At 63.2% G+C, this 24,785-nt stretch carries 20 protein-coding genes and 1 pseudogene; 11 read left to right on the forward strand and 10 right to left on the reverse strand.

The features are described from left to right. Positions 1-17: 17 nt before the first annotated feature. Entirely contained in the window at positions 18-956 is a 939-nt protein-coding gene (locus AC0V7N_RS19010) for an NAD(P)-dependent oxidoreductase (protein ID WP_475450010.1), read from the reverse strand. A 119-nt stretch (positions 957-1,075) separates the two neighbouring features. On the opposite strand from AC0V7N_RS19010, the gene AC0V7N_RS19015 reads away from it, so the two are divergent. The 9 genes from AC0V7N_RS19015 to AC0V7N_RS19055 all read left to right on the forward strand — a co-directional run bounded on the left by AC0V7N_RS19015 (position 1,076) and on the right by AC0V7N_RS19055 (position 11,020). Beyond that, entirely contained in the window at positions 1,076-1,966 is an 891-nt protein-coding gene (locus AC0V7N_RS19015) for an NAD-dependent epimerase/dehydratase family protein (protein WP_475450011.1), read from the forward strand. 108 nt (positions 1,967-2,074) lie between these two features. Then, the gene (locus tag AC0V7N_RS19020; RefSeq protein WP_475450012.1) at positions 2,075-2,851 is read left to right on the forward strand and encodes a FadR/GntR family transcriptional regulator; all 777 of its coding nucleotides are present in this window, start codon (positions 2,075-2,077) and stop codon (positions 2,849-2,851) included. A 184-nt stretch (positions 2,852-3,035) separates the two neighbouring features. Then, positions 3,036-4,265 (forward strand): MFS transporter, encoded by a 1,230-nt coding sequence (locus AC0V7N_RS19025; RefSeq protein WP_475450013.1) that lies wholly within the window; start codon positions 3,036-3,038, stop codon positions 4,263-4,265. 132 nt (positions 4,266-4,397) lie between these two features. Next, positions 4,398-5,426 carry an HTH-type transcriptional regulator GntR gene (gene gntR / locus AC0V7N_RS19030; protein WP_475450014.1) on the forward strand — a complete coding sequence of 343 codons (1,029 nt, stop codon included), beginning with the start codon at positions 4,398-4,400 and terminating at the stop codon, positions 5,424-5,426. Between the two features lie 309 nt (positions 5,427-5,735). Further along, complete coding sequence (locus tag AC0V7N_RS19035; protein ID WP_095202062.1) at positions 5,736-6,863, forward strand: sugar ABC transporter substrate-binding protein; 1,128 nt, start codon at positions 5,736-5,738, stop codon at positions 6,861-6,863. An 80-nt stretch (positions 6,864-6,943) separates the two neighbouring features. Next, entirely contained in the window at positions 6,944-8,491 is a 1,548-nt protein-coding gene (locus tag AC0V7N_RS19040; RefSeq protein ID WP_475450015.1) for a sugar ABC transporter ATP-binding protein, read from the forward strand. Next, complete coding sequence (locus tag AC0V7N_RS19045) at positions 8,488-9,468, forward strand: ABC transporter permease subunit (RefSeq protein WP_496627192.1); 981 nt, start codon at positions 8,488-8,490, stop codon at positions 9,466-9,468. Before AC0V7N_RS19040 ends, AC0V7N_RS19045 begins: the two co-directional genes overlap by 4 nt. A gap of 14 nt (positions 9,469-9,482) precedes the next feature. Next, positions 9,483-10,469 (forward strand): ABC transporter permease, encoded by a 987-nt coding sequence (locus AC0V7N_RS19050; RefSeq protein WP_475460395.1) that lies wholly within the window; start codon positions 9,483-9,485, stop codon positions 10,467-10,469. 68 nt (positions 10,470-10,537) lie between these two features. Beyond that, entirely contained in the window at positions 10,538-11,020 is a 483-nt protein-coding gene (locus AC0V7N_RS19055; protein WP_475460397.1) for a gluconokinase, read from the forward strand. Here AC0V7N_RS19055 and AC0V7N_RS19060 read toward each other — a convergent pair. The 3 genes from AC0V7N_RS19060 to AC0V7N_RS19070 all read right to left on the reverse strand — a co-directional run bounded on the left by AC0V7N_RS19060 (position 11,015) and on the right by AC0V7N_RS19070 (position 14,017). Beyond that, entirely contained in the window at positions 11,015-12,151 is a 1,137-nt protein-coding gene (locus AC0V7N_RS19060) for a hypothetical protein (protein WP_475450016.1), read from the reverse strand. The genes AC0V7N_RS19055 and AC0V7N_RS19060 overlap by 6 nt on opposite strands. Before the next feature lie 178 nt (positions 12,152-12,329). Continuing rightward, positions 12,330-12,779: an RrF2 family transcriptional regulator gene (locus tag AC0V7N_RS19065; protein WP_027029809.1), complete on the reverse strand. Its 450-nt coding sequence runs from the start codon at positions 12,777-12,779 to the stop codon at positions 12,330-12,332. A 251-nt stretch (positions 12,780-13,030) separates the two neighbouring features. After that, a complete protein-coding gene (locus AC0V7N_RS19070) occupies positions 13,031-14,017 on the reverse strand; it encodes a sulfate ABC transporter substrate-binding protein (RefSeq protein ID WP_475450017.1) in 987 nt (328 codons plus the stop codon). A gap of 246 nt (positions 14,018-14,263) precedes the next feature. Here AC0V7N_RS19070 and AC0V7N_RS19075 point away from each other — a divergent pair, with 246 nt between their 5' ends. Together AC0V7N_RS19075 and AC0V7N_RS19080 are read left to right on the forward strand one after the other, a co-directional pair. Beyond that, complete coding sequence (locus AC0V7N_RS19075; RefSeq protein WP_475450018.1) at positions 14,264-14,545, forward strand: type II toxin-antitoxin system TacA family antitoxin; 282 nt, start codon at positions 14,264-14,266, stop codon at positions 14,543-14,545. Continuing rightward, a complete protein-coding gene (locus AC0V7N_RS19080) occupies positions 14,545-15,030 on the forward strand; it encodes a GNAT family N-acetyltransferase (RefSeq protein WP_475460399.1) in 486 nt (161 codons plus the stop codon). The genes AC0V7N_RS19075 and AC0V7N_RS19080 overlap by 1 nt, the downstream gene beginning before the upstream one ends. Positions 15,031-15,083: 53 nt before the next feature. Here the strand turns inward: AC0V7N_RS19080 and AC0V7N_RS19085 are convergent. From AC0V7N_RS19085 to AC0V7N_RS19110, 6 genes and pseudogenes are all read right to left on the reverse strand, one after another. Next, a pseudogene (locus AC0V7N_RS19085) lies at positions 15,084-16,123 on the reverse strand (sulfate/molybdate ABC transporter ATP-binding protein). Between the two features lie 13 nt (positions 16,124-16,136). Then, positions 16,137-17,021, reverse strand: a complete 885-nt coding sequence (gene cysW, locus AC0V7N_RS19090; protein ID WP_475450020.1) for a sulfate ABC transporter permease subunit CysW — start codon at positions 17,019-17,021, stop codon at positions 16,137-16,139. Further along, positions 17,014-17,865 carry a sulfate ABC transporter permease subunit CysT gene (gene cysT, locus AC0V7N_RS19095; protein WP_475450021.1) on the reverse strand — a complete coding sequence of 284 codons (852 nt, stop codon included), beginning with the start codon at positions 17,863-17,865 and terminating at the stop codon, positions 17,014-17,016. The genes cysW and cysT overlap by 8 nt, the downstream gene beginning before the upstream one ends. An 81-nt stretch (positions 17,866-17,946) precedes the next feature. Then, the gene (locus AC0V7N_RS19100) at positions 17,947-18,975 is read right to left on the reverse strand and encodes a sulfate ABC transporter substrate-binding protein (protein WP_475450022.1); all 1,029 of its coding nucleotides are present in this window, start codon (positions 18,973-18,975) and stop codon (positions 17,947-17,949) included. A gap of 212 nt (positions 18,976-19,187) precedes the next feature. Then, positions 19,188-20,291 (reverse strand): TIGR03032 family protein, encoded by a 1,104-nt coding sequence (locus tag AC0V7N_RS19105; RefSeq protein WP_475450023.1) that lies wholly within the window; start codon positions 20,289-20,291, stop codon positions 19,188-19,190. Positions 20,292-20,371: 80 nt separating this feature from the next. Further along, the gene (locus AC0V7N_RS19110) at positions 20,372-24,745 is read right to left on the reverse strand and encodes a beta strand repeat-containing protein (protein ID WP_475450024.1); all 4,374 of its coding nucleotides are present in this window, start codon (positions 24,743-24,745) and stop codon (positions 20,372-20,374) included. Between the last annotated feature and the right edge of the window lie 40 nt (positions 24,746-24,785).

A 24,785-nucleotide genomic window follows, 5' to 3' on the forward strand; every position in this document is an offset into this window, starting at 1 on the left:
GGCCGGCCATTCGCGCTTCAGATCGTCTGCTTCTTGCCATCCTTCGTCGGCATCAGGTCTACCCCATTCACCTTGGCGATATGCGTGGCCAGCATCGGCACGAACTGCTCGGCCGGACCGGTGGCATGGGCGCCGGCGAAGGAATTCTTGGTGGCATTGCCGAGCGGGTTGGCGATGCCGGCCGCACCCGCCATGGATTCCAGATAGGTCAGATCCTTGAAGGCGTTGGCGATGGTGAATTTGTGGGCGTCTCGGTCGCCTTCCAGCGTCCAGCGCATGAATGTCTGGTAGAAGCCGCAATCCATGCGGCCGTTGCGGATGACACTGTCGAAACGCGGCGGTGAGATGCCGACCTTTTCGGCCAGGGCCAGCGCCTCGGAATAGATGGCGGCATAGCCCAGCGAGATGAAATTGTTGAGCAGCTTCATGCGGTGGCCATCGCCGGTGTCGCCGATATGGACGATGCGGCCGGCCCAGGTTTCGATCACCGGCTTGACCCGGGCAAAGAGAGCGTCGGGCGCGCCGACCATGGCGTCGAGCGTGCCTTCCCAAGCTTCCTTCGGCGTGCGGCTCAGCGGCGCATCGACAAAGTCGACGCCGACCTCCTTCAATTCCGCCGCGAGCGCCACGGTCGAGACTGGATCGGAGGTCGAGCAATCGACGACGACCGAGCCCTTCTTCAGGCCTTCCTTGAGGCCGCCGGGGCCGCGGATGATGGCTTCCACTTCGCGCGAACCGGTGACGCAGATGAAGACGATATCGGATGCCACTGCCACATCGCGAGAGGTGGCGGCCTCCTTGGCGCCGCGGCCAAGGAGATCCTCGGCCGGCTTGCGGTTCTTGCGGCCGAGGAATGTCAGGGGATAGCCCTTGTCGACGATGTTCTTGGCGATGCCGTGCCCCATCAGGCCAAGGCCGATGAAGCCGATCTTTTCGCGCGCGGCGGTGGTGTTCATGTCGTCGTTCCTATCCCGGATTATCGATAATTGCGTTGCCGTTTTAGCCATATACGGTTGCAGAAAGCAATATTGTCTGACAATACACGGGAATTCCAGAGCCTGTCATGGAGACCAGAATGACGAAGCGGATCATGTTCACCGGCGGCAGCGGCAAGGCTGGGCGTCATGTCGTGCAATATCTTGTCGAGCAGGGCTGCCAGGTGCTCAACATCGACACAAAGCCGCTCGACAACCCCAAGGTGCGCACGCTGATCACCGACATCACCGACAGCGGGCAGGTGTTCAACGCGCTGTCGAGCTATATGGGCCTGCACGAATTCGATCCGTCGCTGCGGCCGCAGCCGGTCGATGCGGTGGTGCATTTCGCCGCCATCCCTCGCATCATGATCACGCCGGACAATGAGGTGTTCCGCATCAACGCGATGGGCACCTACAATGTCATCGAGGCGGCGGTGAAGCTTGGCATCCGCAAGGTGATCATCGCCTCCAGCGAGACGACCTATGGCCTGGTGTTCGCCAACGAGCCACGCGACCCCAAATATTTCCCGTTCGACGAGGCGTATGACGTCGACCCGATGGACAGCTATGCGCTGTCCAAGATCGTCAACGAGAAGACGGCGCGTGCCTTCGCGCAGCGCAATGGCACCGACATCTATGCGTTGCGCATCGGCAATGTCATCGAGCCGCACGAATATTCGCTGTTCCCGAAATGGTTCGCCGATCCCGGTTTTCGCAAACGCATCGCCTGGAGTTATGTCGACGCGCGCGATCTCGGCCAGATCACACTGCGCGCCGTCGAGAAGGACGGCCTCGGCTTCCAGGTGTTCAACGCCGCCAATGACGACACCTCGTCCGATCTGCCGACGGCCGAACTCCTGAAGCGCTTCTATCCCAATGTGCCGGTCAAGGCCGAACTCGGCGAATACGAGACGCTGCTGTCGAACCGAAAGGCACGCGACATGCTGGGTTTCCGCCCGGAGCATAGCTGGCGCAAATATGTGAAGTAGGACCGCTGGGCATAGGATAGCGGCCTGATCTGTGCACAGCGGCCCCCTTTGGGGTTGAACGCGCTTGCCGCGCTTGACAGCTTCCGTAAACCGGCCTTTCTGAAGCGTATGCGGGACGCGAAGCCGAACAAGGAAAAATCGCCGAAAAAGGCGGCTGCCGTCGAGCGCCCGGCCGGTGTTCGCCGGGCCGATGCGGCGCGCATTCCCGGCGCCAGCGTGCACACGTCGCTGGCCAGCGAAATTGGCCTGCGGATCGTGCGCGGCGACTATCCGCCCGGCACCATCCTGCCCAATGAGGCCAAATGGTCGGAGACCTTCAGCGTCAGTCGCTCGGCGGTGCGTGAAGCTATCAAGATGCTGATGGCCAAGAGCCTGCTAGCCTCACGCCCCAAGATCGGCAGCTGGGTCGAGCCGAAGGAGCGCTGGAACCTGCTCGATCGCGATGTGCTCGCCTGGTACGCGACGTCGCCCGACCGCGAGGTGTTCCTGAAGACGGTGCAGGAGTTCCGCCACATCATCGAGCCGGAGGCGACCGCCTTCGCCGCCATGCGGCGGACCGACGAGCAGATGGCCGAGATCAGCCAGGCCTGCCGTGAGATGGGCGAGGCGGCCAGCCTGCAGGAACGCACGCGCGCCGACACGCGCTTCCATCTCGCCATATTGCGGGCCTCGGGCAACGATCTGCTGGTGCCGCTCGGCGTGCTGATCGAATCCGCCTTCGATCACCTGTTCGCCTTTACGACGCGAGCGGTTGACGACCTCAACCATGCGCAGAAACTGCATGAGGCGATCGAGAAGAACATCCGCCTGCAGCGGCCGGATGCCGCGCGCGCCGCGGTGCGGAAATTGCTGGCCAACACCGACCACGTGATCAAGTCGCGTTAGATAACGAATCAGCCAGCATCATGATTGCTCCGGCTATTTGCGCGCGATCCCGGCGGGAGGCCATTGCAGATATTTCGGGTCTGGAGCCACGGATTTGCCCGCCCTGGCGCTGCTGCGAGCTCAGAATGTGCCGATAGTGGCGCAAACGGCAGCCGGTTTTCGAGACCGCCGACAGGAAACGCCTTTGACCCGAACCGACTTGAGCCAGGCCAGCCCCGGCATCGACAGCTCCTACGCCTGGATGCGGCTGGCCATCTCGATGGTGCTGGCGACGATCGGTGCGGTCGGCATGTGGGCCGTCGTCGTGGTGCTGCCCGCCGTGCAAGCCGAGTTCGGCGTCGACCGCGCCGCGGCATCCATGCCCTACACCGCGACCATGGTGGGCTTTGCCGCCGGCAATGTGCTGGTCGGTCGCGCCATCGACCGGATGGGCTATTGGATCCCGGCGCTGATTTCTTCCGTGGCGCTCTCGGCCGGCCTGCTGCTGGCAGCACTTTCGACCTCGATCCTGCAATTCACCCTTGCCCAGGGGGTGCTGATCGGCGTCGGCACGTCGGTGATCTTCGGACCGCTGATCGCCGATATCTCGCACTGGTTCAACCGCCGGCGCGGCGTTGCCGTCACGGCGGCGGCCGCCGGCAACTATCTCGCCGGCGCCCTCTGGCCGACCATCATGCCGACGATGATCAAGGCGGAAGGCTGGCGCTTCACCTATGCGGCGATCGGCATCTTCTGCCTGGTCACCATGGTGCCGCTGGTGCTGTTGCTGCGGCGCGGCGCCCCGGAGGCGGCTGCCGCCGGTTCGCCGGGAAGCCGGTCGGTGCAGCCGATGCCAATGTCGCCGGCGGCGTTGCAGGTGCTGCTCGTCGTTGCCGGCCTCGGCTGCTGCGTGGCGATGTCGATGCCGCAGGTACATATCGTCGCCTATTGCATGGATCTTGGCTACGGCATGGCGCATGGCGCCGACATGCTGTCGATCATGATGGCGGCGGGCGTCGTCAGCCGGCTTGCCTCCGGCTTTATCGCCGATCGCATCGGTGGCGCGAAAACCCTGATCATCGGTTCGGTGCTGCAATGCCTGTCGCTGCTGTTTTACATCCCGTTCGACGGGCTCGCCTCGCTCTATGTCGTGTCGCTGGTGTTCGGCCTGTCGCAAGGCGGCATCGTGCCTTGCTATGCGATCATCGTGCGCGAATATCTGCCCGCCAAGGAGGCCGGCCAGCGTATCGGCATCGTCATGATGGCAACGATTTTCGGCATGGCGATCGGCGGCTGGATGTCGGGCTGGATCTACGATCTGACCGGTTCCTACGCTGCCGCCTTCCTTAACGGCATCGCCTGGAATCTGCTGAACATACTGGCCGTCGGGCTGTTCATGTGGAAGGCAAGGGACAGGGCCGTCTTAGCAGCCTGAGGCACCTCGGCTTGACAATGGGCAGGCACTGCGCGACCCCAGAGGCCATGGGGTGCGGCAACGGGCCGGTGAGATGGCGACAGCTGAGATGATCGTATTGCGGGTGCGCTTCGGCGGCTGCGGGCGGTGGCCTTGATCAAGCCGCGCTCGCGCCGGGGCGGCGGCCGCCCGACCATATCGGATGTCGCGCGCAAGGCCGGCGTCGGCGCCATCACCGTGTCACGCGCACTGCGTGAGCCGGAGCGTGTCTCCGAGGGATTGCGCCGCCAGATCCAGGCCGCCGTCGACGAACTCGGCTATGTGCCGGACCCCAATGCGCGGGCGCTGGCCTCGGCGCGCGCGGAAGTGTTCGGCGTGCTGGTGCCGTCGCTCACCAACAACGTCTTCGCCGAAGTGGTGCGCGGCATCTATGACAGCCTGTCGGACAGTCCGTTCCGCATCCAGCTCGGCAACACGCACTATTCCGGCCTCGAGGAAGAGCGGCTCTTACAGGTGTTCGGCTCGCAGCGGCCGGCAGCACTGATCGTCGCCGGCATCGACCAGACGCCAACCTCGCGAAAATTGCTGGAAAATGCCGGCTGCCCGGTGGTGCAGGTCATGGAGACCGGGCCTGATCCCGTCGACATGCTGGTCGGCTTCTCGCATTTCGACGGCGGCAGGACGGCGACCGAGCACCTGATCGAGGCGGGCTACCGGCGGATCGGCTTCATCGGCGCGCGCATGGACCCACGCTCGCAGCGGCGCCTTGCCGGCTATCGCGCGGCGATGGAAAAAGCCGGCCTGTTCGATCCGCGCCTGGTCACCACCACGCCTGTACTGTCCAGCGTGCCGCTCGGCCGCGAACTGTTCCGCGACGCGCTGGCCAAGATGCCGACTCTCGACGGCGTGTTCTGCAACAATGACGACATTGCGCTCGGCGTGCTGTTCGAGTGCCATCGGGCCTCGATCGACGTGCCGAAGACGATCGGCATCGTCGGCTTCAACGATCTCGACATGATGCAGGTGGCCTTTCCCTCGATCACCAGCGTCCGCACCCACCGCTACGAAATCGGCAGGCGCGCGGTCGCCATGGCGCTGGCGGCGATCGCCGGCGATAGGCCGGAACAGCGGATCGTCGATCTCGGCTTCGAGCTCATGCGCCGCGAGAGCACGGCGCGCTGAACACGCCTTCGAGAAGGCCTGCAAATGGCGCTTTACACTACGTCATGGTAGCGCTACCATTTCCCCTGCGCGGGTATCGCCATTTAGGCGCTAGGTCTGTTTATTATACATAAGCAACAGCTCATGCTTGTTTATTATGGATAATATGATAAATTTCGCCCCGCTGAATGGGGCGGCAAGGGGAGGGATCGCGGAGGTCTTCGGCACCTGGCAGGCGTGACTGGGCAAGGCGGAGGAGCCGCCCAGAAACGCGAAAAATTCCACAAAAACTGAACCGACAAATCAGAACTGCAACTGGGAGGATTATCGATGATCAAGTCACTTGTCGGTGGCATCGTTGCCGCCACTGCATTCGTTATGTTGAGCTCGTCGGCGATTGCCGCAGGCCCTGAAATCGTCAAGGGCCCGGCTGCCGAGCCGGATTGCTTCGCACCCTGGGCCGCGGACACGCTGTTCTTCAAATTCCCCAAGAAGGCCGGCCCATACCGCATTGCGCTCGCCAACGGCTATATCGCCAACACCTGGCGTATCCAGATGGTGCAGACCGCGAAGGCCTATGCGGCGCAGAAGGATGTCGCGGCGAAGCTGAAGGAATTCAAGGTCGTCTCGACCGGCGAAGACGTGCCGGCGCAGATTTCGGCGATCAACAACTTCATCGATTCCGGCTATGACGCCATCGTCGTCAACGCGCAGAACCCGACCGCCTTCGGCCCGGTGATCAAGCGCGCCAAGGAGGCCGGCGTCGTGCTGGTTGCCTTCGACAACATTCTCGACACCAAGGACGCCATCAACGTCAACGTCGACCAGAAAGGTCTTGGCGAGCTTTGGGGCAAGTGGCTGGTCTCGCATGTGCCGAACGGCGGCAAGGTGCTCGAGGTGCGCGGTGTTGCCGGCACCTCCGTCGACACCGACCGCCACAATGGCATCCACGAGGTTCTTGATGCGTCCGGCAAGAAATGGGCGGTCACCGAGGTCGTCGGCAAGTGGGATGACGGCGTTGCGCAAAAGGCTTCGGCCGACGCAATCGCCACCAATGGCCCCTTCGACGGCGTCACGGGACAGGGCGGTGACACCGGCATCGTGCAGGCGATGATCGACGCCAAGCATCCGTTCGTGCCGTTCGGCGGCGAGACCGAGAACGGCTTCCGCAAGTTCTGCGCGGCCCACGCGGCCGACGGGTTGAAATGCTCGTCAGCCGGTACCGGCCCGGCGCAGGTGGCGGTTGCCATCAAGACGGCGATCGCAGCGCTTGAAGGCAATGTCGTCCCGCAGTCGGTCAAGCTGCCGCTGGCGATCGTCGAGGATCCCAACTTCAAGGCCGGTCAGGATTTCTTCCCCGACCAGTCCGACAATTTCTTCGTCGGCAATTCCTTCCCGACCTGCGGCATCAATTTCACGGCGCAGGAAATCATGGGTCAAACCAAGGCTGACCAGTAGGCTGCACACCCGGCGCCGTGGGATTTCCTGCGGCGCCGACCACTCGATATCCTAGTCGTCAAAGTGCCTCGGGAGGGCCGATGGACGCTACGGTTCCGCTCTTCCAGATGGAAGGCATATCCAAGCGCTATGGTGGCGTGCGGGCGCTGGAAAAGGCGGAGCTTGTCGTCACATCCGGCAGCATCCACGCCATCCTTGGCGAAAACGGCGCCGGCAAATCGACGCTGATCAAGGTGATGGCGGGCGTTGTCGCGGCCGACGAAGGCCGCATGACGCTGGATGGCCGCGAGGTGACCTTCGCTTCGCCCGCTGCCGCCAACAAGGCCGGCATCGTCTGTATCTTCCAGGAACTGTCGCTGGTTCCCGAACTCAGCGTCGCCGACAACATCGTCATATCCGACCCGCCCAAACGCTTCGGCATGATCGACCGCAAGGCGCAGCGCCGCATCGCCGAGGAAGCCCTTGCCCGCGCGGGTGCTGCCGACATCCACCCGTTGGCATTGGTCAAGGACTTGCCGTTGTCGCGCCGGCAGATGGTCGAGATCGCCAAGGCGCTGGCCAGAAAGCCGCGCATCCTGATCCTCGACGAGGCGACATCCGCGCTCACCGCGGCGGATGTCTCAAACATTTTTGGCGTGCTGAAGCGGTTGCGCAGGGAAGGACTGGCGCTGCTCTACATCTCGCATCGCATGAACGAGATCGCGGAACTCGCCGATCAGTGCACGGTGTTCCGCAACGGCCGCAACGTCGCCAGCTACAAGGCCGGCTCCAAGAGCGACAATGAGGTGGTCGAACTGATGATCGGCCGCGAATACAGTCACATCTTCCCGCCCAAGCCGGCGACCGTGCCAGCCACAGCCGCCCCCAGGCTCGAAGCCCGCAAGCTGTCGTGGACCGACCGGCTGGACAACATCTCGCTCACCGTCAGGGCAGGCGAGGTGGTCGGTCTCGGCGGTCTCGACGGCCAGGGCCAGCGCGAATTGCTGCTTGCCTTCTTCGGCGTGCTGCGCGGCCTTTCCGGCGAGGTGCTGATCGACGGCAAGCCGGTCGCGATCGGCAGCCCCGCCAAGGCGCGGCAGGATGGTATCGGCATGGCGCTGATCCCGGAAGACCGCAAGACCGAAGGGTTGATGCTGCCGATGACGGTGCGCGAAAACCTGTCCTTCGCCGCGCTCGACAGGCTGTCGAGGGGCGGCATCATCGACCGCGCCGCCGAACAGCGGCTGATCGACGACATGGTCGGCCTTCTGGCGATCAAGACGGCGGGCCTCGACATCCCGGTCGGCGCATTGTCGGGCGGCAACCAGCAGAAGGTGGTGATCGCCAAATGGCTGATGCGCCAACCGCGCATCATCCTGCTCAACGATCCGACGCGCGGCATCGATGTCGGCACCAAGCAGGAGCTCTACCAGCTGATGCGCAAGCTGGCGGATGCGGGTGCCGCCATCCTCTTCTATTCGACCGACTATGACGAGCTGATCGGTTGCTGCGACCGGGTGCTGGTGCTCTATGACGGCGCGGTCAAGCGCGAGTTGATCGGTGCCGAGATCACCGAGCGGGCGCTGATTTCAAGCGCGCTCAATATCCATGGCGAGGAGAGCCCGGTGGGCCTGGGAGCAAGTGCGTGAAGGATTGGCGCTATTGGCTGGCCGAGCAGCGCGGAACGCTGCTGGCGCTCGGCATCTTCATCGTCATGTTCGTCATCTACACCTCGAACCATCCGGCCGGCTTCACCGCCAATGTGGTGCAGACGGCGGCGAACAAGGGCGTGCTGCTCGCCTTCGTCGCCATGGCGCAGACGCTGGTGGTCATCACCGCCGGCATAGACCTGTCCGTCGGCATGATCTTCCTTTTGACCAATTGTCTTGCGTCCTGGCTGGTGGTGGGCACGCCGATGCAGACGGCGCTCGGCGTCATCGTCGTGCTGGCGGTCGGTCTTCTCTGCGGCGCCATCAACGGTGCCATCGTCATCTACGGCCGGCTGCAGCCGATCGTCGCCACCATCGCCACCGGAGCCGTTTTCTACGGCATCGGGCTTCTGCTGCGGCCGTTCCCGGGCGGTTCGGTCAATGAGGATCTGGCCGATGCGATGACCGGCCGCGTCTTCGATGTGGTGCCGGCGAGCCTCGTCGTGCTCCTCGCCATCGTGCTGGTGATCTGGGTGCCGTTCAGCCGCTCGGTGCTTGGCCGGGCAGCCTACGCTGCGGGTTCGTCGGAGACGGCGGCCTACATGTCCGGCGTGCCGATAAGGCGCGGCAAGTTCGCCGCCTACACGCTGGCCGGGCTGCTGGCCGCGATCGGCGGACTGTTCCTGACCTTCTTCACCTATACGGGCGACGCGGCCTATGCCAGCGGCAACGCCTACACGCTGTTCTCAATCGCCGCTGTGGTGCTCGGCGGCGTCTCGCTGTTCGGCGGCAAGGGCAGCGCTATCGGCGCCATCTTCGGCGCGCTTGCCTTCCGCACCATCGGCGATTTGTTGTTCGTCTTCGATTTCGATCCGCTCTGGCAGCCTTTGTTCCAGGGCGTTATCCTGCTGATCGCGGTCAGCCTCGGCGCCTTCGCCCTGTTTCGGGTCCGCAACCGGCTGGAGTGGTTCCTGTGAGCGAAACGACGCCGATGGTTGGGAAGAGCGACGGCGGCATTGCCGGCCGCATGCCGAAATTCATCCGCCGCGCCGATCCGGCGGTGCTGACGGCATTCGCCTGTATCGTGCTGCTACTGTTCCTCGGCAGCCTCTATTCCAGAAGCTTCCTGTCGCCTGAATATCTGCTGCAGCAGCTCAAGGTGGCCTCGTTCCTCGGCGTCATCGCCACCGGCATGATGCTGGTCGTGCTGCTCGGCCAGATCGACCTGTCGGTGCCGTGGTCGGTGGCGGCCGGCGCGATGATGGCCTGCGCTGCGGCCGCCTACGGTCCGGCCGGGGTGGTGTTGGCTATTCCGTTCGGCATCTTCTGCGGCGTCCTGATCGGCATCGTCAACGGCATCGGCGTCGCCTATCTGCGCATTCCCTCGATGATCATCACGCTCGCCACCAACGCCGTCGCGCAAGGGCTGATGGTGGTCTACACCGGCGGCTTCTCGCCCCAGGATTCGGCGACCCGCGCCATGCGCTACCTCGCGACGGGTTTTACCATTCCGGGCGCGCCCAACGCGGTCATCATCTGGGCTGTCATCGGCGCGGCAATGGTCTTCGTGCTGACCCGCACCGGCTTTGGCCGCACCGTCTACGGCATCGGCAACCGCGAGCGCGCCGCCTATCTCTCGGGCATCGACACAAGGCGGGTGGTGATGATCGCCTTCGCCGTCTCCGGCGGGCTCTCCGCCTTCGGCGGCGTGCTGCTTGCCGGCTATGCCTCCAAGGCGGCGCAATCGATGGGTGATGCCTATCTCTTGCCGTCGATCGCCGCGGTGGTGCTTGGCGGCACTTCGATCCTCGGCGGGCGCGGGTCCTATCTCGGAACCGTCGCCGGCGTCATCTTGATCACGCTCTTGCAATCCATCCTGTCGGTCATGCAGATGCCGGAGGCGGGGCGGCAGATCATCTATGGCGTCGTCATCGTCGCCATGCTGCTGCTCTACGGCCGCGCGCCGGCAAGCCGCTGACCGTGGACGAAAGGGCAGTGCCGGCGCTGATAGGCGTTCCTGGCTCGGCATCTCCGGCCATCGTGGTGATGGGCGTCGCCGGCTGCGGCAAGTCGGCTGTCGGCATCGCGCTGGCGGCCGCGCTGAACGCAGTCTTCATCGAGGGCGACCGGCTCCACCCGGCGGAGAATGTGGCGCGCATGGCAAGCGGCGAGCCGCTCACCGATCAGTTGCGCGAAGGCTGGCTCGATGCGATCGGCGGGCGCATCGCTGCGTCGGTCGGCAAAGGGCAGGGCGTGGTCGCGGCCTGCTCGGCGCTGAAGCGCAGCTATCGCGAACGGCTGCGCGTTTTTTACCCTGATATCGTCTTCGTCTATCTGGAGATCGATCCCGCCACCGCGCGTCGACGCGTGGCCAGCCGCAAGGGCCATTTCATGCCGGCAAGCCTGGTCGACAGTCAGTTCGCCATCCTGGAGCCGCCGGGGAGGGATGAGCAGGCCCTGACAATCGACGCGACGCGTCCCGTTGCCGATGTCGTTGCCGACGCGACGCGGCTGCTGGCTACGTCATAAGCCGGTATCGTCGCCGATCAGGGCATCGTCCGAGGCTTCCGTCATCCTCCGGCTGCCAGACCAGACCAGCATCTGTTCGGGAAACAGTTTCAGCGCTTCGAGCAGCCGGTCGCGCTTGAGCAGGATATAGCGTGCCTGCAGCACCATGTCCTTGGCTCCGTCCCGTCCCGTCGCCGCTTCAGCCGGCAACAGCTCCGGGCTGATGACGGCCCGGTATTCGCGGAAGGGAACGGTCTCGAAGGTCGACATGGCAAACAGCGCCGCCTTGCCTCTTGCGGCAAAATTCGCCGGTGCCGAGGCAAGATGCGTCCAGCCGCCTTCGCCGAGCGCGACCTCCGTGAAGGTCGAGCCTGCGTGGATGGTGTTGGTCATCAGCACCACGCCATTGCGCTTCAGAATCTTCTGGATGCGGATGGTGACCTGATAGGCGTCGTCGCGTTCGAAGACGATGCGGCTTTTGAGGTAACGGTTCTCGACCTTGACCAGCGGCTGGTTCAGGAAACGCAGTCCGAACATCGATTCCGAGACACCGTGGGAGTTGACGCTCACCTGGTGCGCCTCGATGCCGGCTTCGTGCAGGGCGCGCTTGCCGAGGATGGTCTGGGAGGTGAACTGATCGCACCAGACGATCGCGCCGTGGCCGCGCCGCAACGCTGCCTGCAGTCCTTGCTGTCCCTCCAGCCGGATTGTCGGCGCCCATCGGAAGCCGGCGAGGTGCGCGGCAAGCTGCAGCCGGCGGCGATGGCGCGCCGCGAGCAATGCCTCGAACAGGCCGCGCGGATCGATATCCTTGCCAAGCACGGCGCGCGTCGCGTCGGCATAGCCCGGAAATTGCTTGCGCAGATGGCGTTTCCGGCGAAGCCTGGACATTCGATCGCAGATCGACGCCCACCAGCGCACCGGCACTGAAGCCGCGACCACGAGATAGAAGAGAGCCATCGCGCTTTCGCGCAGGTCCTGGTTCGAGAACCGGCGCACCTTGCCGGGGTGGACGATCTTGCGGCTGAAGAAGCGCACGTCCTCGGCCCTTTCCGGCACGGGGACGTCGGCGATGATTTCAGTCTGGAACCTGGCCGTGGCGGTCGGCCTGCGGGCCGTTTTTCGGGATCTCGCGAACTTCGACAGCCTCATCCCGCGGGCGTCCATCCGTTCCTGTTGCTGCAATGCGCCTGCGCGCATCGCGCAATCTTACAGTGATGAACGCCGATCGCCAGCCGCCGATCTAAAGCGCGTCATGCGACGCGCTTTAGATCTTTGTTGTTATGCATGTCGTTCTCCCAAAACCGAGGTCACTTTTGGGCGACATGCATTAGATTTGCGACGACAGCTCGACCGGGAAATCGTCGTTATCGGCATCGCGCATGGCGGCGAGGCTGCGATTGTCCAGCACCTCGGCGATCGCCTGGCGCACTTCCAGCATCATGTGCCGAACCTGACAGGTCGCCTCGTCGCAATCCTCGCAGCGCTGGTACTGCGTGCGGCTGGCACAGGGAATCGGCGCCAGCGGCCCATCAAGCACGCGCACGACATGGCCGATCTTGATCTCGGAGGCCGGGCGGGCGAGGCGATAGCCGCCTTCCTTGCCCTTGCGACTCTGCACGAAGCCGGCATTGCGCAATTCGCCGAGGATGGCGTCGAGGAATTTCTTCGGGATGTTGTTGGCGACCGCGATGTCGTTGACGAAGGCCAATTGGCCAATCGGAAGGCTGGAAAGATGCACGAGGGCCTTGAGGCCGTATTTGCCTTTTTTTGTCAGCATGCCCGAGTCAACCCGTTGAAGCCCCAACCACCTCGCATCTGGCGGCTGTTTGTGTGCAAATAATGACGGCTTCACCGCGCGAAGGCATTTCGCGACAACAAGACGCCAAATGGCACGTTAGGCACAAACGCGTTGATTCTTTGTAACGTTTTGCAGGGATGGCGCCGTATTCGCCATGACTGATGGCAAAAAATGAAGAAAGCCGGCTTGTTGCCGGCTTTCCCTCATCTGTTATTTGTATGCCGTAGCCGTCAGCGGCTGCCATAGGCCTGGTCGAGCAGGCCGCCGGCGGCGAAATGCTCTTTCTGGATCTTGTCCCAGCCGCCGAAGACGTCTTCCACCGTCAGCAGGCGCACTTCGGGGAAATCGGCTTTGTATTTGGCGGCGACGGCTGCGTCGCGCACCCGGTTGCCGTTCTGGGCCAGGATGTCCTGGCCCTCGGGCGTGTAGAGGAAATCGAGATAGGTCTTGGCCAGATCGCGGGTGCCGTGCTCGTCGGCGACCTTGTCGACGATCGCCACCGGGAATTCCGCCAGCAGGCTGACCGACGGCGTGACCTGCTCGAACTTGTCGTCGCCATACTCCTTGCGGATGCCGCGCGTTTCGGATTCGAAGGTGATCAGCACGTCGCCGATCTCGCGCTGCACGAAAGTCGTGGTCGCGGCGCGGCCGCCCGTGTCGAAAATCGGCACGTTGTTGAACAGCTTGGTGATGAACTCCTTCACCTTGGCGTCGTCGCCCTTGAACGCTTCCTTGGCGTAGGCGGTGGCGGCCAGATAGGTGTAGCGCGCATTGCCCGACGTCTTCGGGTTGGGGAAGATCACCTGCACGTCGTCGCGCACCAGATCGTTCCAGTCCTTGATGTGCTTGGGATTGCCGGCGCGGACAAGGAAGGACGGCAGCGAATAAAAGGGCGAGGCGTTGTTGGCGAAATCTTTCTGCCAATCGGCCGAGACAAGGCCCTTCTTGACCAGGAAGTCGATGTCGGTGACCTGGTTGAAGGTGACGACATCGGCGCCGAGACCCTCGGCGATGGCGCGCGCCTGCGCCGAGGTGCCGGCATGAGACTGGTCGATGGTCACGCCTGGATGCCCGGCGACGAAGGCCTTGTTGACCTGAACGAACAGTTCGCGGCCGACGTCATAAGAGGCGTTGAGCAGCTTGTCGGCGGACCAGGCTTGGGAGGATGCGAGGAACAGGCCGGCAACAGTGGCAACGCCGAGGAAAAATCGCTTCATGAAAAAGGCTCCGGATGCAATGCGTTTATGTCCAGACCATAGCCGTGGCGCGTGGCACGCGACGAGGTATGGGGTCGAGGGCTTGGCGCTCATTGCTAGAAAAACCGTTGCCCGAACAGACGGATCGTAGGATTTTCTTTCAAGTGGAGTCGCTCTGCCGACCCCTCCCAGTCCCTCCCTGGCAAAGGCGACAAATAGATACACATTGTGTATGCGAAGTGCTAGAATGGTGGAAAGGAGTCTTCCATGACAAAGGCCGCATCTGAGACCCACGCCAAGCCCGTCAATCTGCGCATCCGAGAGGATATGCGCATGTTGATTGACCGTGCCGCGAAATTACGCGGGAAAACCCGTTCCGACTTCATGATCGATGCCGCCTACCGTGCAGCCGAGGACACGCTACTCGACCAAACCCTGATCAAGGTGGATCCCGAGAGTTACCGGCACTATCTCGAAATCCTTGATGAACCGCCAGGCGGGGAAGGTTTTGCGCGCCTTATGAACGCGCCCAAGCCATGGCAGGACTGATGCTATCGGCGCCCGCGCCCCTGGCCGAAAACCACGATCTCGAACTTTTCCAAAGTGGTACCGAAAGCCTCGACCAATGGCTTCGCCGCAGGGCACGGGCCAATCAGGTCGGTGGCGCGTCGCGTACTTATGTGGTGGCGGAAGGCCTGCGCGTTATCGGTTATTACTGCCTGTCTTCGGGCGGGCTTGATCTTGCGGAGGCGCCTGGCCCCATCCGTCGCAACATGCCGGATCCCATCCCAATGGTTGTGCTCGGGCGTCTCGCCGTGGACGCAGGCTGGCAAGGGAAGGGGCTGGGTGCAGCGTTGCTGCAAGACGCCGTTCTGCGCGCCGGTCACGCCGCGACGATCCTCGGGATTCGCGGCATTTTTGTTCATGCCATATCGGACGAGGCGAAAGCCTTCTATGAGCACTATGGCTTCGCGGCTTCCCCTAAAAATCCGATGACCTTGGCGCTGTCGTTGAAAGGCCTGGTGAAAGGGTAGATCACTGCCATCGGACCGAGATGTCGCTTTGGCGTACCAGGATCACCGTGGTCTCAGGCCGCCGGAAACAGCTTCCAACGCCCCGGACGGAAGGCCACCCGGCTCTTTTGCGCCGCCGGATGGTCGACCGGCAGTTCGATCTCGACCCGCTGGCGCTCGCCGCCGATCTCGAGCTCAACCCGCCTCGTGCCGGCGACGCGGCGGCTGGCGGCGACCGTGCCGGCGATGCAGCCGCTGCAGCCGTCGAGCAGTTCGACATCGTGCGGGCGGAAATACAGCGTCGCGTCGCCCTCGGCGCATGCGGCGCCGTCAGCCCGATCGGACGGTCGGCAAGCCAGATCTCGCCATTCTCGACCTTGACCGGAAGCGAGCTCGATTCACCGATAAAGCCATAGACGAACGGTGAGTTCGGTGTGTCGTAGATGTCGTCGGCGGTGCCGACCTGCTCGATGCGGCCCTGGCTCATCACCACGACGCGGTCGGCAAGTTCCAGCGCCTCTTCCTGGTCGTGGGTGACGAAGACGGTGGTGTGGCCGGTGCGGTCATGGATCTCGCGCAGCCAGCGGCGCAGTTCCCGGCGCACCTGCGCATCGAGCGCGCCGAACGGCTCGTCGAGCAGCAGCACCCTGGGTTCGATCGCCATGGCGCGGGCCAGCGCGACACGCTGGCGCTGGCCGCCGGAGAGCTGCGCCGGATAACGCTTTTCGAGACCGGAAAGCTGGACGAGGTCGAGAAGCTCGGAGGCACGGCGGCGGATTTCCTGCGCCGGCGGACGCGAGGGTCCGTGCCGGACCTTCAGGCCGAAACCGATATTGTCGGCCACGGTCATGTGCCGGAACAGCGCATAATGCTGGAAGACGAAGCCGACATTGCGCTCCTGGATCGACTTCTGCGAAGCATCCTCGTCGCCGAAGAAGATTTTTCCACGGGTCGGCCGCTCCAGCCCTGCGATCAGCCTGAGCAAAGTCGTCTTGCCGGAGCCGGATGGCCCCAGCAACGCGATCAACTCGCCCGACTTGATGTCGAGCGACACGTCGTGGAGTGCGGGAAACCGCTCGAACTCCTTGCGCACGTTGGCAACGCGAACTTCCATACAAATCCCTCTGCTAATGTCCGCGCGTCGCGGCAAGCTCGGCGCCGTAGCGCATCTCGAGCAGTGTTTTCAAGACCAGTGTGACCAGCGCCAGCCCGGCAAGCAATGAGGCGACGGCAAAGGCGCCGACGGCGTTGTACTCGTTATAGAGGATTTCGACATGCAGCGGCATGGTGTTGGTCAGGCCCCTGATATGGCCTGACACCACCGACACCGCGCCGAATTCGCCCATGGCGCGGGCGTTGCACAGGAGCACGCCGTAGAGCAGTCCCCACTTGATGTTGGGCAGCGTCACGTACCAGAAGGTCTGCCAGCCATTGGCGCCGAGCGAGAGCGCTGCCTCTTCATCGCCATTGCCCTGTTCCTGCATCAGCGGGATCAGCTCGCGGGCGACGAAGGGGAAGGTGACGAAGACAGTGGCGAGCACAATGCCCGGCACGGCGAACAGGATCTGGATGCCATGTCCCTTCAGCCATGCTCCAAGCAACCCTTGCGCGCCGAACAAAAGCACGTAGACCAGACCTGAAATAACCGGCGAGACCGAGAAGGGCAGGTCGATCAGCGTGGTCAGGAAGGCCTTGCCCTTGAATTCGAACTTGGCGATGGCCCAGGCGGCGGAGATGCCGAAGACGACATTGAGCGGCACCGAGATCGCAGCGACGAGCAGCGTCAGGTGGATGGCCGAGCGTGCGTCCGCCTCGACCAGTGCTTGCGTATAGGCACCGATGCCTTTCGCCAGCGCCTCATGGAAGACGATGATCAGCGGCAAGAGCAGGAAGATGCCGAGGAAGGCGAAAGCGGTGGCCATCAGCACGGCCTGCGCCGGACGGCTTTCGGTCACCGCGGCCGAGCGGCTCTCGTGATATGGTTCGTAGGATTTGATCTCGGGATCAGCCATAGCGCTTGCGGCTCCATGTCTGCACGAGATTGACGACCAGAAGCATGACGAACGACAGAGCGAGCATGATCGCCGCGATCGCGGTCGCCGCCGGGTAGTTGTATTCCTCCAGCCGTATGACGATCAGCAGCGGCGCGATCTCGGATTTGTAGGGCAGATTGCCGGCAATGAAGATGACCGAGCCGTATTCACCGACGCCGCGCGCAAAGGCCAGCGAAAAGCCGGTGATGATGGCCGGCGCCAAGCCCGGAAACAGCACACGGGTGATGATCTGGAAGCGGCTGGCGCCAAGCGTGGCGGCTGCTTCCTCCACCTCCTTGTCGATTTCCTCCATGATCGGCTGCACGGTGCGCACGACGAAGGGCAGGCCGATGAAGACGAGTGCGACGACGATGCCGAGCGGCGTGTAGGCGACCTTGATGCCGAGCGGCATCAGCAATTTGCCGATCCAGCCGTTCGGCGCATAGAGCGTGGTGAGCGCAATGCCGGCCACCGCCGTCGGCAGCGCGAAGGGCAGGTCGACCATGGCGTCGACGATGCGACGGCCAGGAAAGCGGTAGCGCACCAGCACCCAGGCGACCAGCGTGCCGAAGACGACATTGACGATCGCCGCGAGGAAGGCGGTGCCGAAGCTGATTTCCAGCGCGTTGAGGGTGCGGCGGTCACTGGCGATCGCCCAGAATTCAGCCCAGCCGAGAGACGCCGAGCGCCAGACCAGCCCGGAAAGCGGAATGAGGATGATGAGGGTGAGGTAGGCAAGCGAGAAGCCGAGCGTCAATCCGAAACCCGGAATGACACTCGGCTGCCTGAATCGCCACCCCGCCTGCGCGGGTGCTGTGGTCATGGAGTTCTGGATTGTCCCTTCTTATTCAACCAGACTTTGCCGAAGGAGCCCATTCGCGGGCTTCTTCGGGACGACCGAACCTCACTGGGCCGGCTTATAGATCTGGTCGAATATACCACCGTCGCCGAAATGATAAGGCTGTGCCTTCTTCCAGCCGCCGAAAAGCGGATCGTCGATGGAGATCAGCTTGATTTCCGGCGTTTTCGGAATATCCGCCGGCGCCACGAGCTCGGGCTTGGCCGGACGATAGTGGTTCTTGGCGATGATCGTCTGCGCTTCCTTGGAGTAGAGCCAGCCGAGATAGGCTTCGGCCACCTTGCGCGTACCCTTGGCATCGACATTGGCGTCGACAATCGCCACCGGCGGCTCGGCCAGGATCGAGGTCGGGGGATAGACGATCTCGAAATTGTCGGCGCCGAATTCGTCGAGTGCCAGATAGGCATCGTTTTCCCAGCCGATCAGCACGTCGCCGATGCCTTTTTGCGCGAAGGTCACGGTCGAGCCGCGCGCGCCGGTGTCGAGTACCGGGGCATTGGCGTAGAGCTTGCCGACGAATTCCTTGTTCTTGGCTTCGTCGCCACCATCATGGGCGTTGGCGTAGGCCCAGGCGGCGAGGTAGTTCCAGCGCGCGCCGCCCGAAGTCTTGGGATTGGGCGTGATCACCTGGACGCCATCCTTGACGAGGTCGCTCCAGTCGTGAATGCCCTTGGGGTTGCCCTTGCGAACCAGGAAGATGATGGTCGAGGTGTAAGGCGCTGAATTGTTTTCGAATTTCTTGCGCCAGTCGGGGTTGATCTTCTTCGACTTGGAGACGATGGCGTTGATGTCGCCCTCGAGCGCCAGCGTCACCACGTCGGCGTCGAGGCCGTCGATCACGGCGCGCGCCTGGGCGCCCGATCCGCCATGCGACTGCTGGATGGTCACCGTCTCGCCGGTCTCGGCCTTCCAGTGGGCGGCAAAGGCTTCGTCATAGGCCTTGTAGAGCTCGCGTGTCGGATCGTAGGACACGTTGAGGATGGTGGTGTCGGCAAACGCGAAACCGAGCGTGCCGAACTGGACAGATGTGGCGACCAGTGCGCCGAGCAGTTTCCTGAAATGAGGTTTGGTCATTTCTGCCTCCGTTGAACCCGCGCCAAATCTACCGAATTGATAGAAATTAGATGCATCGAATGTTGCCTTTTTTGCCCTCCTGAAGAAAATCTTCGATGAGATTTCGTTGTTTGGAGAAATTTCTTCCTCATGGCCTGAGAAGGCAAGCTGGCCAGGTTTCCCAACTAGGCGCGAGTCAGGTGGTGACAAGGACGTCGCGGAGAGGCGGCCACTCAACCTTCGCTGTCGATGGTGATCAGCGAAGCCATGTTGGGGCTGTTGAGCGGCACCGAGGAAGGGCAGCGGCAGCCCGGAATGACGGCGATGTCGAACAGCTCGGTGATGTGCCCCTTGAGTTCGATCCACTCGGCGATGCCGCCGGTGTGGAGGTCGATGATGTAGAGCGCGCAGCGCGGCTCGGCGTCGCGCGCCTGGAGATTGGCCTGCAGCGGCAGGTCCTTGAACAGACCGTCGCGCGGCAGCGAGGTGGTGACGAGGGCAAAGCGGCCATGAAAACTCAGGCCACGCAGGAAGCCGGGGCAAAAGGCGATGTTCTGCTTTTCCCAGGTTTTGAGGCCGATGCGGACCAGGAAGCCGCGGCCGGAATCGAGCACCCACAGCGCACCGTCATGGACGCGCGGCGAATGCGGCATCGACAGATCGTCGACCACCACTCTGTCCTCGGCGATGTCGATGATCATGCCGCCTTCCCAGCGGCGGTCGCGCCAGCCGCTGACCGAGTCCGAGCGGCTGATGGCACTGACATAGCGCGCGCGGCCATTGTGCATGGCCAGGCCGTTGAGATGGCAGCGATCCTCCGGCACCAGCTTGCTGATGAAGGAGGGCTTCCACAGCGGCCGAAAGGAGTGCGTCGGGCTCAGCGTCGCCAGGCACGAGAATTTGGTGTTGATGAAGACGATCTGCCCGTCTTCCCGCACCGCCAGTTCATGGATGTCGAGGTCGCCGGTGTAGGAGGCGGCGCGCGGCATATACATGCGGTCGTAGACGTTGTTGGCAATCTGATCAGGTCCAAGGATGTTTTCGAGCCGCCAGATTGCGGTGTCGGAGGCAAGCACGATGCGCTGCCCGGCAACGGTCACCCCCATCGCCCTGGTGAAGCTGGTCTGGTGGATCGAGGCCTTCTTGTCGCCGGTCAGGCCGACCAGGAACAGTTGCCCGGTCTGGTAGGAAGTGAAGGCGAGGGAACATTGCGCCGTCTCCATCCAGCCGATGAAGCCGCGCGACAACGAGACGTTCGTCTGCTGCTCGGCCGGCCCGGCGGGAGCTGTTTCCGTCGGCTTTGCCGGGGTCTCGTCGGTGACCTTGGATGTGCTCACGCTTGCTCCATGGATGGACCCATTCATGACTACGCCGGCCACGAGGGCCGGCGCAAGAATTTCAATGCAATCGCCGGACTCTACCAGCCGTAGCGTATGGCCGCGCCGATGGAACCGGCACTGTAGTGGTCGCCGAAGCGGACGCTGCCGCGCACCACGCCGGACCAGTTGCTGGCGCTCGCCACATTCACGCCGACACCGATTTCACCAGATGTGCCGTTGCCGGCGCTGTCGGTGGCCGAGAAGGCGTTGCCGGGGAAGTCTATGTTGACGGCGTTGTCGCTGCCGAAATGGTTCCACACGCTGAGCGTCAGGTCGGGGCTGACGGTCATGCCATTCATCTGCATGTCGGTGCCGATGCGCACGCCGATCCTGGCACGGCCGCTGCTGCCGTTCTGGAAGTCGACGTCGCCACCGAAGATCGAAAGCGAGTCCATGGTGGTGTGGACCCATTCCAGGCTGGCCTGCGGTTCGACGAAGCCCCAACTCGTGGCGACGCGGTAGCCGGTGTCGAGACGCACGCCGATGTTGGTGGCGTTGGTGCTCGCCTTGTCGCTGACGCCGCCCTGGCCGTCGTTGATGTCGACATTGAGGAAGTCGGCCTTGACGAGGCCGTCGAGGTAGAAGCCGCAGTTGAGATAGGTCGCATAAGCGCCGACCGTGCCGCCCTTGTAGTCCCAGCTGTCATCCGTTGCCTTGAAGTCGAGCTTCGAGGTGACGTAGCCGGCCATGACGCCGAACAGCATGTCGCCGCCGGCCACACCTTCCAGGCCCATATCGATGCCGCCAAGGAAAGCGCCGGTTTGTTGCCTGCGATCGAGATTGAGCGTCTCTGTCTGCTGCGAGACCGGATCGGTGTAGCTGGTGTCGGCGTCCTGGCTTGACCAGTCGCCCGAAGCACGGGCCCAGATGCCGCCCATGCGCGTTTTCAGGTTCTCTTCGGGCATGTCGGCATTGTGCGTTCCGCTGGCCTCCGTGCGCAGGTCGGCCATGCGGTCCTGCCAGAAGCCGGTCGTGTCCTGCCAGACATTCTGCGCGCCGGTGATGCCGGCCGGCAGTTCGAAGGCTGCGTTGCCGAGACCGACATAGCGCAGGCCATGCTGATTGCCTTGAAGGAAGAGGTCGTAGGCGAACAGGCCGGCATTGACCGGTGCGGGGACATCGAAATTGCTGTCCGAGGTCGTGCCGGTGACGGTGACGACCGGGATGAAGGTCGCGGTCGGTACGCCGGGCGCAATGGCGGTGACGTTCACCACAAGATTGGTGTGGCCATACGAATTGCCGCCGATCGTCAGCGTGTCCGCTGTGTTGTTCGAGAAATCGGCGTCGACGCCAAGCTTCGAGTTGCCCTGGCCGGTGAAATTGCCGGAGGTGGTCAGCTTGTCGCCGACCACGCCGTCGATCATCGTCGTCAGGCCGGGGCCGGAGCCAAGGCTGCCGTTGATGAAGTTTTCGAGGCCGGAGAGGGTGACCGTGTTCGGCGACGAGCCGAAATAGCTGCCCGACGCGTTGACGACGCCGGCATTGTTGAGCGTGTCGTTGCCGGCGCCGAAAGTGCTGTCGGTAAACGCCCGGAAGGTGCCCTTGTCATCGATGTTCATGACGTTGCCGGCGTCGCTCAACTCGACCCTGCCAGCAATCACGCCATTGTCGTTGATCTCGACCGTTCCGATTGTCGACTTGATGGCAAGGAAGTTGTCGGCGCCGACATAGCCCGACGTGCCGACATTGATGGTGGCCCCGCCAGTCGAATTCACCTTGATGCCGCCGAGTTCGCCATACACCTCACCATCGGTGGTGACGGTGATGGTGCTGGCCGCGCCGGTGGTCTCGGCGATGACGCCGAAGCCGACACCGTAGAGGCTGGAATTCTTGTTGTTGGTGATGACGATGTTGCTGTCGGTGCCACTTGTATAGGCGGCAACGCCCGCCACGCCACCATAGGCGTTGACGGATCCCGAATTGGTGACGATGACGTTGCTGCTGTCGCCGTTCGACTTGGCGTAGATGCCTTCCTCATTGGCCGAGTAGATACCGCCGCTGTTGGTGACGGTGACCGTGCCGTTCGAGCCGTAGGTATAGGCGCCGATGCCTTTGCCGCCGGAATTGATGGTCGCCGCATTGGTGACGGTGACGGTGCCGCCGTTGTCGGCGTTGGGGCTCTGGTTCTGTGGGTTGACGCTTCCGGCCTGGGCGAAGATGCCAAAGGCGTCGCTGCCCGTGGTGGTGATGTCGCCGCCGGCCTTGTTGTTGACGACGACGCTGCCGTTGTTGGTGGGCACGATGACTTTACCGCTGACGACGCCATAGTAGTTGGCGATCGCCGAAATGCCCGCCGCGGTGGTGCCGCTGGTCGTGATCGCACCACTGTTGGTGACTTTCACCAGGCTGTTGCCGCCGTTGACATCGGCGAAGATACCGGTCGAGCCGCCATTGGTCGTAATGCTGGGGCCGGTCTGGATGGCGCCGCTGTTGTCGACGGTCACCATGCCGTTGGCGCCGCTCGAGGCGGCCTTGATACCCGCCGATTCCGCGCCTGTCGTGATGTCGCCCGAATTGGTGACGGAGATGACCAGGTTTGTGGCGTTGAATCCCGGGCCGTTGACGGCCTCGATGCCGACCGACTTGTCGCCGCCACTGGTGGTATCGATGTTGCCGGTGTTGGTGATGGTGATCGTCGAGTCACCACTGTTGGCCGATGCCTTGATGCCGTCGGAACCATCGGCGCCGCCGGTGCCGGAGGTGACGTTGCCCTTGTTGTCGATGGTGATGTTGCCGCCGGTGCCATAGGTGAAGCCGGCGACGCCGATGTAACCGGCGCTGACGGTGGCGGCGTTGGTGATCTTGACCGTGCCGCCATTGTTCGGGTTCGGAATGTTGTTGCTCGGCGCGATGCTGCCGGCCTGGGCAAAAATGCCATAGGCATCGTTGCCGGTCGTGGTGATGGTGCCGCCGGCCTTGTTGTTGACGACGACACTGCCATTGTTGCCATTGTAGTAATTGGCGATCGCCGAGATGCCGGCCGCGCTGGTGCCGATCGTAGTGATCGCGCCGCTGTTGGTGACGCTGACCTTGGTGTTGTCGCCATCGGCATCGGCGAAGATGCCGGTCGAGCCGCCGATGGTCGAGACGCTGGCGCCGGTCTGGATGGCGCCGCTGTTGTCGACCGTCACCACGCCGTTGGCGCCGGTCGAGGCGGCCTTGATGCCGACCGATTCCGCGGCCGTGGTGATGTTGCCCGAGTTGGTGACCGAGATGTTCAGGTTGGAGCCGGTGAATCCAGGGCCGTTGACGGCCTCGATGCCGACCGACTTGTCGCCGCCGCTGGTGGTGTCGATATTGCCGGTGTTGGTGATGGTGATCGTCGAGTTGCCGCTGTTTGACGACGCCTTGATGCCATCGGAACCATCAGCGCCGCCGGTGCCGGAGGTTACATTGCCCTTGTTGTCGATGGTGATGTTGCCGCCGGTGCCATAGGCGAAGCCGGCAATGCCCATGTAACCAGCGCTGACGGTGGCGGCGTTGGTGATCTTGACGGTGCCTCCATTGTCGGGGTTCGGCGGGGAGTTGGTTGGTGCGATGCTGCCAGCCTGCGCGAAGATGCCATAGGCGCTGACGCCGGCGGTGGTGATCGTGCCACCTGACTTGTTGTTGATGACGATGCTGCTGTTATCGCCATGATAGTAGCTGGCGATCGCCGAGATGCCGGCGGCGCTGGCGCCTGTCGTGCTGATTGCGCCATTGTTGGTGACGTTGACCTTGCCGTTGTCGCCGTCGACATCGGCGAAGATGCCGGAGGAGGTGCCGTTCATCGAGGCGCTGGCGCCGGTCTGGATGGCCCCGGTGTTGTCGATCGTCACGGCATTGTTGGAGCCATAGCTGGCGTTGGCGAAAATGCCCTCGGCATTGGGGCCCGCGGTCAAATTGCCCGAATTGGTGATGCTGATATGCGTGTCGCTGCTTGACACAGGGCCGCTCGTGGCGGCGCTGACCGCCTTGATGCTGTCGCTGTAGGAATTGATCGTACCGGTGTTGTTGATGGTGATGTCGGCGCCGATGCCGTTGGTGCCGGCATAGATGCCGCGCGCGCCTTTCGATTGCGAGAAGCTGGGACCGGGAATGAGCGAGGTCGGATTTGTCGTCAGCAGGCCGCTGTTGGTGATGTCGACGGTGTTGCCGTTACCCGTCGTCACAATACCGATCGCGTTGTCGCCGGCCACGGTTGCCGTGCGTGCAACGGTGTTGGTGCAGGATATCGGTGTCGCCGCACCGGTGACGGTGATTGGTGAGGGCGAGGCCGGTTGCGTGCAGTTGGCCGCGAAGGACGGGGAAGCAGAGAGTGCTATCAGCGTCGAACCGAGCGCTGTTCCCAGAAGGAGCAGGCGGCGGCGCTTTGGACACAGTTGAACATCGCCGCGCGCAAACGCGACGTCGAAATCCGACGTAAGCTTCATGAGAAGCCCTCCTACCCACGGACATGGGTAACCTTACGGA

The sequence above is a fragment of the Mesorhizobium kamtschaticum genome, assembly GCF_056174585.1.

Coding starts and splice junctions, on each gene's coding strand:
- AC0V7N_RS19100 (WP_475450022.1), bottom strand. CDS start 18,975: ATGACCAAACCTCATTTCAGGAAACTGCTCGGCGCACTGGTCGCCACA.
- AC0V7N_RS19080 (WP_475460399.1), top strand. CDS start 14,545: ATGCTATCGGCGCCCGCGCCCCTGGCCGAAAACCACGATCTCGAACTT.
- AC0V7N_RS19060 (WP_475450016.1), bottom strand. CDS start 12,151: ATGAGGCTGTCGAAGTTCGCGAGATCCCGAAAAACGGCCCGCAGGCCG.
- AC0V7N_RS19020 (WP_475450012.1), top strand. CDS start 2,075: ATGCGGGACGCGAAGCCGAACAAGGAAAAATCGCCGAAAAAGGCGGCT.
- AC0V7N_RS19015 (WP_475450011.1), top strand. CDS start 1,076: ATGACGAAGCGGATCATGTTCACCGGCGGCAGCGGCAAGGCTGGGCGT.
- AC0V7N_RS19070 (WP_475450017.1), bottom strand. CDS start 14,017: ATGAAGCGATTTTTCCTCGGCGTTGCCACTGTTGCCGGCCTGTTCCTC.
- cysT (WP_475450021.1), bottom strand. CDS start 17,865: ATGACCACAGCACCCGCGCAGGCGGGGTGGCGATTCAGGCAGCCGAGT.
- AC0V7N_RS19055 (WP_475460397.1), top strand. CDS start 10,538: ATGGGCGTCGCCGGCTGCGGCAAGTCGGCTGTCGGCATCGCGCTGGCG.
- AC0V7N_RS19035 (WP_095202062.1), top strand. CDS start 5,736: ATGATCAAGTCACTTGTCGGTGGCATCGTTGCCGCCACTGCATTCGTT.
- AC0V7N_RS19075 (WP_475450018.1), top strand. CDS start 14,264: ATGACAAAGGCCGCATCTGAGACCCACGCCAAGCCCGTCAATCTGCGC.
- AC0V7N_RS19010 (WP_475450010.1), bottom strand. CDS start 956: ATGAACACCACCGCCGCGCGCGAAAAGATCGGCTTCATCGGCCTTGGC.
- cysW (WP_475450020.1), bottom strand. CDS start 17,021: ATGGCTGATCCCGAGATCAAATCCTACGAACCATATCACGAGAGCCGC.
- AC0V7N_RS19065 (WP_027029809.1), bottom strand. CDS start 12,779: ATGCTGACAAAAAAAGGCAAATACGGCCTCAAGGCCCTCGTGCATCTT.
- AC0V7N_RS19110 (WP_475450024.1), bottom strand. CDS start 24,745: ATGAAGCTTACGTCGGATTTCGACGTCGCGTTTGCGCGCGGCGATGTT.
- AC0V7N_RS19040 (WP_475450015.1), top strand. CDS start 6,944: ATGGACGCTACGGTTCCGCTCTTCCAGATGGAAGGCATATCCAAGCGC.
- AC0V7N_RS19050 (WP_475460395.1), top strand. CDS start 9,483: ATGGTTGGGAAGAGCGACGGCGGCATTGCCGGCCGCATGCCGAAATTC.